Here is a 13567-nt window from a genome sequence, read left to right on the forward strand (position 1 = left end):
CCAAATTTGATTTTCGCTGCAAATTTCGCTACCGCCTCAGTCGTGGATACGCTCAAGGTACGAGACGCCAAAGACGTCGAAGAGGTGGTGCGCGCGGCGATTGCCAATGAGCAGCCGCTCGAGATCATCGGCCATGGTTCCAAGCGCGGCATCGGTCATGCGATGGCGACCAACGCCGTGCTCGACGTCTCCGCGCTGAACGCCATCACCGCCTACGAGCCCAACGAACTCATTGTCACGCTCCAGGCCGGGGCGCCGCTGGCCGACGTGCTGTCGCTGATCGATGCCAAGAACCAGCAATTCGCCTTCGAGCCGATGAACACCGCGCCGCTGCTCGGCACGCCCGCGCTCGGCACCATCGGCGGCATGATCGCGGCTGGCCTGGCCGGTCCGCGCCGGATCAAGGCGGGCGGAGCGCGCGACCATCTGCTCGGGGCGCATGCCGTCTCCGGTTTCGGCGACAGCTTCAAGACCGGCGGCAAGGTGGTGAAGAACGTCACCGGTTACGACCTCTGCAAGCTTCTCGCCGGTTCCTGGGGCACGCTGTCGGTCATGACCGAGGTCACGCTGAAGGTGATGCCGAAGCCGGAGGCCGAGCGGACGCTGTTGCTGCGCGGGCTCGACGATGCCGCCGCCAACAAGGCGATGACGGCGGCGCTCGGCTCGCCCTTCGACGTCTCCGGGGCCGCGCACCTGCCGACATCGGCGTTCCGGACCAAGATCGAAGGCCTCGGCGATATCGCAGGTCAAAGCGAGGCGTTGACCATGCTGCGGCTCGAGGGCATTACCGCCTCGGCCGCCCACCGTGCCGGCTCGCTGCGCGAATTGCTGGCGCCGTTCGGAACCGCGACGCTGGTCGAGGACGTCGCGTCAGCGGCGCTGTGGACCACGATCCGCGATGTCCTGCCGTTCGCGGCTGACGGCGCGCTGGGGGCCTGGCCGGTCTGGCGGATCGTCTGTCCGCCGGCGTCGGGCGCGGCGCTCGGGACGCTGCTGGCGCGCGAGACCGGTGGTGAATTGATCTACGATTGGGGCGGTGGACTGGTCTGGGCGGCTTTGCCACCGACGCCGGACGCGCATGCCCCGGCCGTGCGCGAACGTGTCAATGCGGCCGGCGGGCACGCCACGCTGATCCGGGCGGCCGAGGACATCAGGCGCACGATCGATGTATTCCCCCCGCAGGCCCCTGGCCTTGCCGCGTTGAGCGAGCGGGTCCGCGCCAGTTTCGATCCGAAGACCATCCTCAACCGGGGCCGGCTGACGCGGGGCGCTGCGGTATGAAGACGGAATTCTCACTCGCGCAGCTCGCCGATCCCGACATCGCGGAAGCCGACAAGATCCTGCGCGCCTGCGTCCATTGCGGCTTCTGCACCGCAACCTGCCCGACCTACGTGCTGCTTGGCGATGAGCTCGATAGCCCGCGCGGCCGCATCTATCTGATCAAGGAGATGCTGGAGAAGGACCAGACGCCGACGGCCGAAGTTGTCAAACATGTCGACCGCTGCCTGTCGTGCCTGGCCTGTATGACGACCTGCCCCTCGGGGGTGAACTACATGCATCTGGTCGATCAGGCCCGGGTCAGGATCGAGCAGCGTTACGAGCGGCCGCCTGCCGAGCGGTTGCTGCGCCGGGTGCTGGCCTTCGTCCTGCCGGACCCGCAGCGTTTCCGCGCCAGCATGTGGCTGGCGCGGCTGGCCCGCCCGCTGGCCGCGTTCCTGCCGACGCCCCGGCCGTCGGCGACACCCGGCCTGATCCTGCGCCTCAAGGCGATGCTGGCGCTGGCGCCGGACCGGCTGCCGCCACCGGGGCCCGCCGCCGGCAGTGTGTTCGCGGCACTCGGCAAGAAGCGCGGCCGGGTCGCGCTGCTCCAGGGCTGCGCCCAGCAGGTGCTGGCGCCGCGCATCAACCAGGCCGCCATCAGTCTCCTCACGCGCCACGGCATCGAGGTCGTCCTCGTCAGGGACGAGCAGTGCTGCGGCGCGCTGACCCATCACCTCGGCAACGACCAGGACGCATTGGGGCGGGCTCGCGCCAATGTCGCGGCGTGGCGCGCGGAAGCGGCCGGCGAGGGGCTCGACGCCATCCTGGTGACGGCGTCAGGCTGCGGCACCGTGATCAAGGACTACGGCTATCTTCTGCGAGAGGACGCTGCGTTTGCCGCCGATGCGGCGAAGGTCTCCGCGCTCGCCAAGGACATCACTGAATACGTCGCCGGCCTTGGACTCGCGGCCACCGCGCGACAGGACAACATCGTCGTCGCCTATCACTCTGCGTGTTCGTTGCAGCACGGGCAGAAAATCACGGGCCTTCCGAAAGAATTGCTTTCCAATAATGGATTCGTGGTGAAAGATGTGCCGGAGAGCCATTTGTGTTGCGGTTCGGCGGGGACTTACAACATTCTCCAGCCCGAGCTTGCGGGCCGGTTGCGCGATCGCAAGGTCGCCAACATCGCGAGCGTCAAGCCGGACATGATTGCCGCAGGCAATATCGGCTGCATGGTGCAGATTGCCAGTGGCACGTCAGTTCCGGTCGTACACACGATTGAGCTTCTCGATTGGGCTACGGGCGGATCGCGGCCGGCATTGAACGCGCAAGACTGAGCTTTCGAAGACTGAGCTTTCGAGGGCTGAGCTTTCGTCCGGAGGTGACGGTTGAAGACACCCGATCGACCATTGTTCGGCGGCAACAGGAGGACCACGATGGCGAAAGCGAAGAAGAAAAAAAGCAAGAAGGCCAAAAAGGCCAAGAAGGCGGTAGCGGCGAAGAAGACCTCAAAGAAGGCAGCCAAGAAGTCCGCGAAGAAGTCTGCCAAGAAAGCCACAAAGAAATCTGCCAAGAAGGCCGCGCCGAAGAAGGCCGCCAAGAAGTCGGCCAAGAAAGCCGCTAAGCAGGCTGCCCCTAAGAAGGCCGCCAAGAAGGCTGCGAAGAAAGCGACGCCGAAGAAGGCGAAGGCAGCTCCCGCGCCGAAGCCGTCAACGCCGGCAGCTCCGGCTCCCGAGGCCGCCGCCGAGACAAGCTGGGCGATGCCTTCGTCTTCTGCGGACACGACACCGGCCGAAGGACAAGGGTAAGCCCAAGGTCAGGCCGAAGGCTGGATCCCATCCGACGACCACGATCGACAACAGGAAGGCCGCAGCGGTGATGCTGCGGCCTTTTTTGCATCGGCGCGCCGGCGGGCGGAGGATGGTCTTGTCCGGAAGCAGCCTGATTCGTGGTGGGGGCAGCACGGTACCGCAGGACCCGTACTAACCCGGGCCTCCCAGTGCACTTTGGAATGCAAATAATGTGTTCGAGAAGACACACAGGCTGACAACCTTCCGTGGAATCGTCAGAACGCCCAAAAAGTCGGCAGATGCCCGCGTTTTTTGCTTCTCGGTTTACGCCACTGCATCCAGATTGCCGCAGTTACGAAATTTGCAATCAGGTCGTGCGTTCCGGGGGGCTTCCGGGATCCGGCTGGGGTCTTAGAACTGGTGATGGGGATCGAAATGAAAAAAGTGGCTTTGTTGGCAACGGCGCTGGCAATGGTGACGGGCTCGGCTTTCGCGGCAGACATGCATGTGAAGGCACTGAAGGCGCCGCCGCCGCCCGCCTTTGACCCCTGGGATGTCGCCTTCGGTGGCGCGATCATGAGCGACTACGTCTTCCGCGGCATCACCCAGTCGAATCACAAGCCGTCGGTCGCCGCCTATTTCGAGCCGCGCTACAACCTGACCAAGGACCTCCAGCTCTACGTTGGCGTGGCCGGTGAGAGCATCTCGTTCCCGAACCGTGCTGCCGGCGAAATCGACATCTACGGCGGTATCCGCCCGACCTTCGGCGCCTTCGCCTTCGACATCGGCGTCTGGGGCTACTTATATCCGGGTGGCACCTGCTACTTCGGCGGCACCGGTATCGACAACGCCGGCGTGTTCCAGGGCGCTGGCTGCGCCGAGAAGGCCCTTCTGAACACCAACGTGATCAAGAAGGATCTGAGCTTCTTCGAAGTTTACGGCAAGGCCACCTACACGGTGAACGACAACTGGACGTTCGGCATCACCGAATACTACACCCCGAGCTATCTGAACTCGGGTGCCTGGGGCAACTACGCTTCGGTCACCGGCAAGTACACCGCGCCGTCCACCGTCTTCGGTCCCAGCGGCGTCGGCATGTACGTCTCGGGTGAGTTCGGTCGTCAATGGCTCGGCACCTCCGACAGTTTCTACGGCACTGTCGCGTTCCCGAACGGCATCAAGTATGCCGACTACAACACCTGGAATCTCGGCATCGGCTTCACCTATAAGGTGGCGACGCTGGACCTGCGCTATTCCGACACCAATCTCTCCAAGGGTGATTGCAACGCCTTCACCAGCGACTACGCGGCTCGCGGCAACCTGACCGCTTCGACCGGCACCTTCGTGACCGCAATCAATCCGTCAGGCGTCGGCTCCAACTGGTGCGGCGCGGCCGGCATTGCCAAGCTGTCGTTCGACCTGACGGCAATGAGCAACCTGAAGTAAGCTTCTTCCCGAAGCGACTTGATGAGGGCGGCAGGGCAACCTGCCGCCCTTTTGTTTTTGGGGCTTTGGGGTGCAGGCCACGGGCCTGCATGGTTCGAGAAGCCCGCCCGGCGGGCTCCTCACCACGAGGGCTCACAGATTTCACCCCGACGACAGACCTCCTCCTGAGAGCCTGCCAAAGGCGGACGTCTCGAAAGATGGCCGCAACGAAGGGCCATAGCGTCAGGCTATTCGAGCCGCCTCAACGTGCCGCGCTCGGCTCCTTCTCGACCGGCACACCACCGTCATCGAGGACGTGGATCGCGCCGTGCTTCACCATCGTCACCTTGCGGGTATGGAAGGCTTCCAGCGTCGAGCGGTGGCCGATCGAGACGAGGGTGGCCTGTGGCAGCTTCTCCGCCAGCAACCGGTACAGGCGGGCCTCGGACGGCTCGTCCAGCGAGGCCGTGGCCTCGTCCAGGAACAGATAGTCCGGCGCGTGCAGCAGCGCGCGGGCGAGCCCGAGGCGCTGCTGCTCGCCGAGCGACAGCATCCGGTTCCAATGACCGTCCTCCTCAAGCCGCTCGGCGAGGTCGGGCAGCCCGACCGCGATCAACGCATCCCTGACGCGTGAGGTTTCGAACGCGCCCGGCGCGGCCGGGTAGACCACCGCGTCGCGCAGCACGCCGACCGGGAAATAGGGGCGCTGGGGCAGCATCATCAGCTTCGCCTTTTCCGGGACGAAGATGCTGCCGGTGCCGAACGGCCAGATGCCGGCGATGGCCCGGAACAGCGTCGACTTGCCGGAGCCCGATGGTCCGGTCACCAGCACGCGCTCCGGCGTCTGGACGGAGAAGGCGTCGGCGGCGACCAGCGGCGTGCCGCTCGGCAGGTTCACGCAGAGCTGCTCGAGGGCGATATTGCGATTGCCGCCGGCGGCCTTGAGGGCAATCGCAGGCTCGTGCGGCGGCAGGTTCGCGGCCGCATCGACCGACATCTCGAAGCCGTCGAGGCGGGCGACGATCGAGCGCCATTCCGCCAGCGACCGGTACGCCGTCACGAAGAACGACAATGCGCCCTGTACGCTCGAGAAGGCGGAGGCGGTTTGCATCATGTCGCCGAGCTGGATCTTCTTGGCGAAGAAGGCCGGCGCCACCAGCACGTAGGGAAAGATCACGGCGGCCTGCTGATAGCTCGCGGTGAACGCGGTGAGGCGCTTGGTACGGCTCATGATGGCGTACCAATTGCCGATCACGAAGCCGAAGCGATCCAGCAGGCGGCCGCGCTCGGCGCCTTCGCCCTTCAGCAGCGCGATCTGCTCGGAATTCTCGCGGACGCGGACGAGGTTGAAGCGGAAGTCGGCCTCATAGCGCTGCTGCTCGAAATTGAGATTGACCAGCGGAGCACCGATCCAATGCGTCAGCGCGGTGCCGAAGATCGCGTAGACCAACGCGCCCCAGCACAGATAGCCGGGGATCATGAGATCGGTGCCGAACAGGTGCAACGGCGCGGCGTTGGAAAGCCCCCAGAGGATGATCACGAAGGAGAACAGCGTCACGATCGATGAGAGCAGGCCAAGCCCGATGGTCAGGGTCTGCTCGACGAAGTTCTTGACGTCCTCGGTGATGCGCTGGTCCGGGTTGTCGGCCGCATCGCCCTTGAGCTGCATGCGGTAGTGGGTGGCGCCTTGCAGCCATTCGCCCAAATAGTGCCGGGTCAGCCATTGCCGCCAGCGGATCTGGAGCCACTGGTTCAGGTACAGCTTGTAGACCGCCAGCGCGATGAAGGCGGAGGCGAGGCCGATGAAGATCCAGATCTCCCTGACGAAGCTATCCCAGTCACTTGCCTGCAGCGAGCTGTAGAACCGGTTCTGCCATTGATTGACCAGGACGTCGATCGCGACCAGCGCCAGCTCCATTGCGATGACAGCGGCGAGCAGGCCGCGGCCGGCCCATTTGTCCTCCGACCGGAAATACGGGGCGGCGATTCGCCAGACGATCGCGAGCGTGGCGCTGATGTTCTTCACAGAGCTCTGTCTCCTGAGGGGATGTGCACAACTGCCCGGGCCAAAGACCTGGGACGATGGCGGAAATCGGCGCGCTTAGACTAAAGTCGCAAGTCCTGCAATTTGCGTTGGCTTGTCGCAGCTTGCAACCCTAGCATGGGCCCATCGGCGCGGGGTGGGGGCCTCCGGGATTTCGCGAGCTTGTGAGCGGACGGGAACCGCTGCATTCGCGAGGAATTCGCGTCCAGCTCGGGGGTTATCGCTTCAGCGTCAAGCAGGATCGGCTGTCCACGCGGGCCGCCTGCAGCACACATGCGTGGGGAGGAAGATCATGTGGAATCAAGTTTATGACCCGTTGCACAGCCCTGTGCTGTCGACGATCGCGGCGGCAGTCCCTGTCGTCACATTGCTGGTCCTGATCGCGAGCGGCCGCGTCCAGGCTCATATCGCGGCGGTCATTGCCGTGATCGTGGCCAATTTGATCACGATCTTCGTCTTCACCATGCCGGCGAACATGTCGATCCGCGCCTCGGTGCTGGGCATCGTCACCGGCTTCTTCCCGATCGGCTGGATCGTTCTCAACGTCATCTTCCTCTACCAGGTGACGGTGACCACCGGACGCTTCGAATTGCTCAAGCGCGCGGTCGGCGGCGTCACCGAGGACCGGCGGTTGCAATTGCTGCTGATCGCATTCTCGTTCGGCGCCTTCTTCGAAGGCGCCTCGGGCTTCGGCACGCCGGTCGCGATCACGGGCGCCGTCCTGATCGGCCTCGGCTTCTCGCCGCTTGCTGCAAGCGGCCTGTCGCTGATCGCCAACACCGCGCCGGTCGCCTATGGCGCGCTGGGTACGCCGATCCAGGGCCTTGCCTCGGTCACCGGGCTTGATCCCTACATCCTCGGCGCGATGGTCGGCCGGCAATTGCCGTTCTTCTCGCTGATCGTGCCGTTCTGGGTGGTGTGGGCGTTCGCGGGCTGGAGGGGCATGAAGGATGTCTGGCCGGCCATCCTGGTCACCGGCGTGTCGTTCGCGGTCCCACAATTCGTGATCTCCAACTACGTCAATCCCTGGATCGTCGACATCGGTGCGTCGCTGATCTCGATGGGGGCGCTGATCCTGTTCCTGAAGGTCTGGCAACCCAGGCAGCTCTGGCTGTCCCCGGCGCTGCGCGGCCGCGATGAATCGGCCGCCACCATGGCCGCGGCAAAACCGATGGACAAGACGCCGCTGACGCAAAGCGAGCTGTTCAGCGCGCTGCTGCCGTGGATCATCGTCTGTATCGTGATGCTGATCTGGGGCAATGGTGGATTCAAGACCTGGGCGAACTCGATCTTCACCTGGAGCTATCCCGTTCCCGAGCTGCATCAGATGATCAACAAGATGCCGCCGGTTGCGCCAGGGCCGACGAAAGAGAGCGCGGTGTTCGGCTTCACCTATCTCTCTTTCACCGGCACGGGCATGCTGATCGCCGCGATCATCTCCGGCTTCCTGATGGGCGTCGGGCCCGGCAAGCTCTTGATCCAGTACGGCCGCACAATCCGGCTGTGCGCGATCTCGCTGATCACGATCTCGGCGATGCTTGCCATCGGCACGCTGACGCGGCTCTCCGGCGTCGACGCGACGCTCGGCCTCGCCTTCGCTGCAACCGGCGTGCTGTATCCCTTCTTCGGCACGCTGCTCGGCTGGTTGGGCGTGGCGCTGACGGGATCGGACACCGCCTCCAACGTGCTGTTCGGAAACCTGCAGAAGATCACCTCCGAGCAACTCGGCCTGTCGCCGATCCTGATGGGCGCGGCGAACTCGTCCGGCGGTGTGATGGGCAAGATGATCGACGCGCAATCGATCGTGGTCGCATCCACGGCCACCAACTGGTACGGCCACGAGGGCACCATCCTGCGCTTCGTGTTCTGGCACTCGATCGTGCTGGCCTGTCTCGTCGGTGTGCTCGTGACGCTGCAGGCCTATGTCTATCCGTTCACGGCGATGGTGCTGAAGTAGCAGGCCACGCCCGGCTTCAACGCAAATCCCCGCGAGGTTGGTCCTCGCGGGGATTTTTGCGTTGTGCATGGGCGAACCTTCTCAACGGCGCCGCCGTCTTATAGAAGGTGCCGCAAATCAGGTCGGTCGAGAGGTCTCATGGTTTCGTTCAGGCAGACGGTGTGTGCGGCGGTTGCAATGCTCGCGATGTCGACGCTCGCGCGGGCGGAGGACGGTTTTCCGTTCGGCACCGAGATGACGCTGGAGGCGCTGCCGCAGCCGGGCTCGAAGCGGATTCCGAACATCGAGATCGGCGACAATGGCGAGGTCGTGCTGGAGCTCTGGTGCAAGGGCGGCAAGGGCCAGTTCTCGGTTGCCGGCAACACCGTGATCTTCGTCCCCGGCCAGATCCAGGACCGATCCTGCCCGCCGGCAAGGGCCCAGTCCGACGACGATCTCGTTGCAGCCCTGGGCAGCGTCGAGACCTGGAAGCGCCAGGGCGACGTGCTCACGCTCGTCGGCCCCAAGCCGCTGCGCTTCCGCGTCAACGGGAATTAGGTCTCTCATGTCCCGGACGCGCTGCAGCGTGCACGCTGCTGCGCAGAGCCGGGACCCAGGTATCTGTCGTCGATCTCGTGCGCGGCTTTTGGGCCCCGGCTCAGCAGCGCATCACTGACGTGCTGCGCTGCGTCCGGGGCACGAGGGTCTACTTCCACACCGACTTGTCGGCGTCCCAGCGCTGGCCTTTCAGCTCCTTGGCGAGCGCCTCGACCGAACCGTTGTCGTCGGGCTGATCGCCTTCCTCGTCGGCCGAAGCATCATCCGAGAGATTGAGCTTGGCGCCGCTGCTCTCGTCGGCGGTCGTGGTCGCGGGACTCCCGATCCAGAGCATGAGCTTGTCGGTCGTGCCGGGCTTGTCGGGCGAGACGAGGCCCGCGACCTCGATCGTGTCGGTGAGCTCGAGCGCGGGAAAGTCCTGGTTCGGCCGCTTGAACACCAGCTTGAGCTTGCCGGTCGCCGGGTTGAAGCTCTGCGAGACCGGCTTTGCCGCGAGCGTCCTGCTCAGCACGCCAGCCACCGCGGCCGCGAGCTTGTCGCGGTTGATCTTGTCGCCGTCGCGCCAGTCGGCGGCGGGAATGCGGATGGTGCGGTCCATCTCGGTCATGCCCGCGGTCCAGCCCGCGGCGGTGACGCCGGGCATCGCCTTGAATTTTGCCAGCAGGCCGCCGGCGCGCTCCGGATCGACCGACATGTTGATGGTCTGCTCGCCCGCGCGCAGCGCGTCGCAGCCGACGGCGAGGCTCGCCAGCGTCACCTCGACGTCCTGGCCCTTCAGGCTCTTCAGGAACTCGGTCGCGGCATCCAGCTTGACCTTGACCGCGATCGCTTCCGGCGAGACGTCGGTGAAATCCTTCGGCTGCGGCGTGATGCCATCGTCGGAGGTCTGATTGTCGAGGAATTCCTTCTCGCTGAGATCGGAATTGTCCGGCGAGGTGACCTCGGTCACGGCCTGGCCAATGCTGATCTGGCCGCGGAATTCGAACGTGTCTCCGGCCTGTTTGCGCAGCAGCTTGACGGTGACTGGCGCCTTCGCGCCGAGGCTCTGCGTCGTACCCGTCAGGTTCTGGCCCGCGACCTGGAGATTGACGACGAAGCGGTCCTTGCGGTCGGAATTCTTCGCGACGGGATAACAGACGTCGAGCACGGCTGCGGTGACGGTCTTGCCCTGGCGTGTCTCCTTCAGGATCACATCGGCATTGCCGTCCATCAGCCCGTCGATCGAGGTGAAATAGCGCGTCTCGACGCCGCCGGGCGCCGTGGCCTTCGGCGCCAGCTTCATCTGGGCGGATGCGACCTCAGGCGAAACTGCAAGCAGAGCCGCCAGAACGGCCGTGGAGCAAAACAGAAGCGCGCGCATCGATGAAATCCCCGAGGCAATGGGGCATGATCCGGAAAAATGTGAAGCGGTTTTCCGATCAGATCAGGCCCAAACAATTCGAATCGGGCGTCACCGTAGTGGGTTTTGGCCGCCGGTTGAATTGGAAAGCACGGGCCATGATCGGCAAAAAGAAGGCCGCCCGGAGGCGGCCTTCGCAACACTGTGGGCTAAGGATCGGCCTTAGAAGCCGCCCATACCGCCACCGGCCGGCATGCCGGAGTTGGCTTCCTTCTTCGGCGACTCCGCGACCATGGCCTCGGTGGTCACCAGCAGGCCGGCGATCGAGGCGGCATCCTGGAGCGCGGTGCGCACCACCTTGGCGGGGTCGATGATGCCCTTCTCGACCATGTCGACATACTCCTCGGTCTGGGCGTCGAAGCCGAAGGTCTCGGACTTGTTCTCCAGGATCTTGCCGACGACGATCGAGCCTTCCACGCCCGCGTTCTCGGAGATCTGGCGGATCGGGGCTTCCAGCGCCTTCAGCACGATGTTGATGCCGGCCTGGACGTCGGCATTGGCGTTGGTCAGACGACCGACCGCCTTCTTGGCGCGGAGCAGCGCGACGCCGCCGCCGGGGACGATGCCTTCCTGCACCGCGGCGCGGGTGGCGTTCAGCGCGTCCTCGACGCGGTCCTTCTTCTCCTTGACCTCGATCTCGGTGGCGCCGCCGACGCGGATCACCGCGACGCCGCCTGCGAGCTTGGCGAGGCGCTCCTGGAGCTTCTCACGGTCGTAATCCGAGGTGGTTTCCTCGATCTGGGCCTTGATCTGGCCGACGCGGGCCTCGATCTCCGGCTTCTTGCCGGCGCCCTTGACGATCGTGGTGTTCTCCTTGTCGATCACCACCTTGCCCGCGCGCCCAAGCATCTTCACCGTGACGTTCTCGAGCTTCATGCCGAGATCTTCGGAGATCAGCTGGCCGCCGGTGAGGATCGCGAGGTCCTCGAGCATGGCCTTGCGGCGGTCCCCGAAGCCCGGCGCCTTGACGGCGGCGACCTTCAGGCCGCCACGGAGGCGGTTGACGACCAGGGTGGCCAGCGCCTCGCCCTCGACGTCCTCGGCGATGATGACGAGCGGCTTGCCCGACTGCACCACGGCTTCCAGCACCGGCAGCATGGCCTGCAGGCCGGACAGCTTCTTCTCGTGCAGGAGGATGTAGGCGTCCTCGAGCTCGGCGGTCATCTTCTCGGGGTTGGTGACGAAATAGGGTGACAGATAGCCGCGGTCGAACTTCATGCCCTCGACGATGTCCACCTCGGTGTCGAGCGACTTGTTCTCCTCGACGGTGATGACGCCCTCGTTGCCGACCTTCTGCATCGCCTGCGCGATCATCTTGCCGATGGCGGCGTCGCCGTTGGCCGAGATGGTGCCGACCTGGGCGACCTCGGAAGAGGCGGCGACCGGCTTGGCGCGCTTCTCGATGTCCTTGACGACGGCCGCAACCGCGATGTCGATGCCGCGCTTGAGGTCCATCGGGTTCATGCCGGCGGCAACCGACTTGGCGCCTTCGCGTACGATGGACTGGGCCAGCACGGTCGCGGTGGTGGTGCCGTCGCCGGCCAGGTCGTTGGTCTTGGAAGCGACCTCACGCACCATCTGGGCGCCCATGTTCTCGAACTTGTCCTCGAGCTCGATCTCCTTGGCGACGGTGACGCCGTCCTTGGTGATGCGGGGCGCGCCGAACGACTTCTCGATGAGCACGTTGCGGCCCTTCGGGCCGAGCGTCACCTTGACGGCATTGGCGAGAATGTCGACGCCGCGCAGCATGCGATCGCGCGCGTCTCCGGAAAACTTGACGTCTTTGGCAGCCATGGTCTGCAATTCCTCTTCTTTTTTCGTGATGTGTCTTGCTTATTGGGTCGCCTCATTCCGGGGTCCGCGATCGAACCCGGCGGAATGATGCATGCCCGGATCGAGTGACCCGGGCATGCATTCAGCGGCCGTTCAGGCGTCTGGCCTTAGGCCATCACGCCCATAATGTCCGACTCCTTCATGATCAGGAGCTCATCGTTGTCGATCTTGACCTCGGTGCCCGACCACTTGCCAAACAGCACACGGTCGCCGACCTTGAGGTCGATCGGGATCAGCTTGCCAGCCTCGTCGCGGCCACCGGGGCCGACGGCGACGACTTCGCCCTGGGACGGCTTTTCCTTGGCCGTGTCCGGAATGATGATGCCGCCCTTGGTCTTTGACTCGGCGTCGATACGTTTGACCACGACACGGTCATGCAGCGGACGAAATTTGGATTTAGTCATGACGTTTCCCTTTGGAGGCTCGCTTCGGAAGGAGTGAAAGTGGGCGGGCGGCGCTTCCGTCCACCCTTCCCGAGGATCGATCGGCGCGCGTTAGCAATCCATCTTTCAGAGTGCTAATGGTGCGTCCGGGAATATGGCTTGGCCGCGATCCTGTCAAGCAAAGGTGGTTAAGCGATTGGTGAGACGGATATAGGATGGTGACATTGGAAACTTGTTCGGGGCGCCGGCGTATTAAAGGACGTCATTGCTCCGGCAGCGGTTTTGCGCTTGGCTGCGTCAGGGGTGCGGCCATGGTTTTGTCCGGGGGAATGCCATGATCAGTTCGGCTCACGCGCGCACGGTCGCCAATCTGGCGGCGGCTTCTTGCCTGGCGCTGCTGCTTGGCGCCTGCGGGGGCGGCATGAGCCTGCCGTCCTTTTCTTCGTCCTCACCGCCCCCCGAGGCCGAGCCCGGCACCGGTCCGGAAATGCCCGCGTCGATCCGCGCCGACGAGATCGTCGGGCGCTGGGGCCTCGCCTCGTTCCAGAACCCGGCCGACCGCGCCCGCACCGAGGCTGCCGCCCGGGCCCAATGCAAAAATCCTTACGTGATCACCGCCGGCTCCTCCGGCGGCGTGATCATGCATCTGGCGGACCAGGCAACACCGCAGGAGCTGCGGCTGAAGGGTTCGCCCAGCGGCAAGAACTATATCGGGCCGGCGGGTCCGACGCCCGGCGAGCAGGACCGCGAGATCGTCTCCTTCGACGGCCGCGTCCTCATCACCCGCTTCATCGACAAGGACGCCGCCACCCGCTACGGCAACATGGTCTACGTCCGCTGCGCGCCGAGGGCGTGATCGCGGCGCCGGCCTAGCCACTCGTCATTGCGAGAAGCGAAGCGACGAAGCAATCCAGGCTGCCTCCGCGGATACAGTCT

The 13567-nt window shown here is 64.7% G+C and carries 11 protein-coding genes; 7 read left to right on the plus strand and 4 right to left on the minus strand.

Annotation, left to right across the window (positions count from 1 at the left end; genetic code table 11):
• Positions 1-42: 42 nt before the first annotated feature.
• The 4 genes from AC0L2J_RS24425 (at position 43) to AC0L2J_RS24440 (ending at position 4499) form a co-directional block, all read left to right on the plus strand.
• Entirely contained in the window at positions 43-1281 is a 1239-nt protein-coding gene (locus tag AC0L2J_RS24425; protein WP_473394780.1) for an FAD-binding protein, read from the plus strand.
• Positions 1278-2600, plus strand: coding sequence for a glycolate oxidase subunit GlcF (gene glcF, locus AC0L2J_RS24430; RefSeq protein ID WP_473394781.1), 1323 nt, complete (start codon positions 1278-1280; stop codon positions 2598-2600). Before AC0L2J_RS24425 ends, glcF begins: the two co-directional genes overlap by 4 nt.
• 99 nt (positions 2601-2699) lie before the next feature.
• The gene (locus tag AC0L2J_RS24435; protein ID WP_007614995.1) at positions 2700-3071 is read left to right on the plus strand and encodes a hypothetical protein; all 372 of its coding nucleotides are present in this window, start codon (positions 2700-2702) and stop codon (positions 3069-3071) included.
• Between the two features lie 417 nt (positions 3072-3488).
• The gene (locus AC0L2J_RS24440) at positions 3489-4499 is read left to right on the plus strand and encodes a TorF family putative porin (protein WP_007614994.1); all 1011 of its coding nucleotides are present in this window, start codon (positions 3489-3491) and stop codon (positions 4497-4499) included.
• 241 nt (positions 4500-4740) lie between these two features.
• Here AC0L2J_RS24440 and AC0L2J_RS24445 read toward each other — a convergent pair whose 3' ends face one another.
• On the minus strand, positions 4741-6504 hold the full coding sequence (locus AC0L2J_RS24445) for an ABC transporter ATP-binding protein/permease (RefSeq protein WP_473394782.1): 1764 nt from the start codon (positions 6502-6504) through the stop codon (positions 4741-4743).
• A gap of 310 nt (positions 6505-6814) precedes the next feature.
• On the opposite strand from AC0L2J_RS24445, the gene AC0L2J_RS24450 reads away from it, so the two are divergent.
• Both AC0L2J_RS24450 and AC0L2J_RS24455 read left to right on the plus strand, forming a co-directional pair.
• Positions 6815-8479 carry an L-lactate permease gene (locus AC0L2J_RS24450; RefSeq protein ID WP_007614990.1) on the plus strand — a complete coding sequence of 555 codons (1665 nt, stop codon included), beginning with the start codon at positions 6815-6817 and terminating at the stop codon, positions 8477-8479.
• A gap of 138 nt (positions 8480-8617) precedes the next feature.
• Complete coding sequence (locus AC0L2J_RS24455) at positions 8618-9016, plus strand: META domain-containing protein (protein WP_473247231.1); 399 nt, start codon at positions 8618-8620, stop codon at positions 9014-9016.
• 148 nt (positions 9017-9164) lie between these two features.
• On the opposite strand, the gene AC0L2J_RS24460 is transcribed toward AC0L2J_RS24455, so the two are convergent.
• The 3 genes from AC0L2J_RS24460 to AC0L2J_RS24470 form a co-directional block, all read right to left on the minus strand.
• On the minus strand, positions 9165-10376 hold the full coding sequence (locus AC0L2J_RS24460; protein ID WP_473394783.1) for a hypothetical protein: 1212 nt from the start codon (positions 10374-10376) through the stop codon (positions 9165-9167).
• Between the two features lie 201 nt (positions 10377-10577).
• Complete coding sequence (groL, locus tag AC0L2J_RS24465) at positions 10578-12209, minus strand: chaperonin GroEL (protein WP_473394784.1); 1632 nt, start codon at positions 12207-12209, stop codon at positions 10578-10580.
• 146 nt (positions 12210-12355) lie between these two features.
• A complete protein-coding gene (locus AC0L2J_RS24470; protein ID WP_007596954.1) occupies positions 12356-12652 on the minus strand; it encodes a co-chaperone GroES in 297 nt (98 codons plus the stop codon).
• Between the two features lie 313 nt (positions 12653-12965).
• Here AC0L2J_RS24470 and AC0L2J_RS24475 point away from each other — a divergent pair, with 313 nt between their 5' ends.
• Positions 12966-13487 (plus strand): hypothetical protein, encoded by a 522-nt coding sequence (locus AC0L2J_RS24475; protein ID WP_007596953.1) that lies wholly within the window; start codon positions 12966-12968, stop codon positions 13485-13487.
• Positions 13488-13567 lie beyond the last annotated feature (80 nt).

Source organism: Bradyrhizobium sp. MV1.5, from assembly GCF_055807615.1.

What these genes read in the sequence shown, in the direction of transcription:
- AC0L2J_RS24460 (WP_473394783.1), bottom strand. Translation starts at nt 10,376, where the DNA reads ATGCGCGCGCTTCTGTTTTGCTCCACGGCCGTTCTGGCGGCTCTGCTT.
- groL (WP_473394784.1), bottom strand. Translation starts at nt 12,209, where the DNA reads ATGGCTGCCAAAGACGTCAAGTTTTCCGGAGACGCGCGCGATCGCATG.
- AC0L2J_RS24455 (WP_473247231.1), top strand. Translation starts at nt 8,618, where the DNA reads ATGGTTTCGTTCAGGCAGACGGTGTGTGCGGCGGTTGCAATGCTCGCG.
- AC0L2J_RS24470 (WP_007596954.1), bottom strand. Translation starts at nt 12,652, where the DNA reads ATGACTAAATCCAAATTTCGTCCGCTGCATGACCGTGTCGTGGTCAAA.
- AC0L2J_RS24435 (WP_007614995.1), top strand. Translation starts at nt 2,700, where the DNA reads ATGGCGAAAGCGAAGAAGAAAAAAAGCAAGAAGGCCAAAAAGGCCAAG.
- AC0L2J_RS24475 (WP_007596953.1), top strand. Translation starts at nt 12,966, where the DNA reads ATGATCAGTTCGGCTCACGCGCGCACGGTCGCCAATCTGGCGGCGGCT.
- AC0L2J_RS24450 (WP_007614990.1), top strand. Translation starts at nt 6,815, where the DNA reads ATGTGGAATCAAGTTTATGACCCGTTGCACAGCCCTGTGCTGTCGACG.
- glcF (WP_473394781.1), top strand. Translation starts at nt 1,278, where the DNA reads ATGAAGACGGAATTCTCACTCGCGCAGCTCGCCGATCCCGACATCGCG.
- AC0L2J_RS24440 (WP_007614994.1), top strand. Translation starts at nt 3,489, where the DNA reads ATGAAAAAAGTGGCTTTGTTGGCAACGGCGCTGGCAATGGTGACGGGC.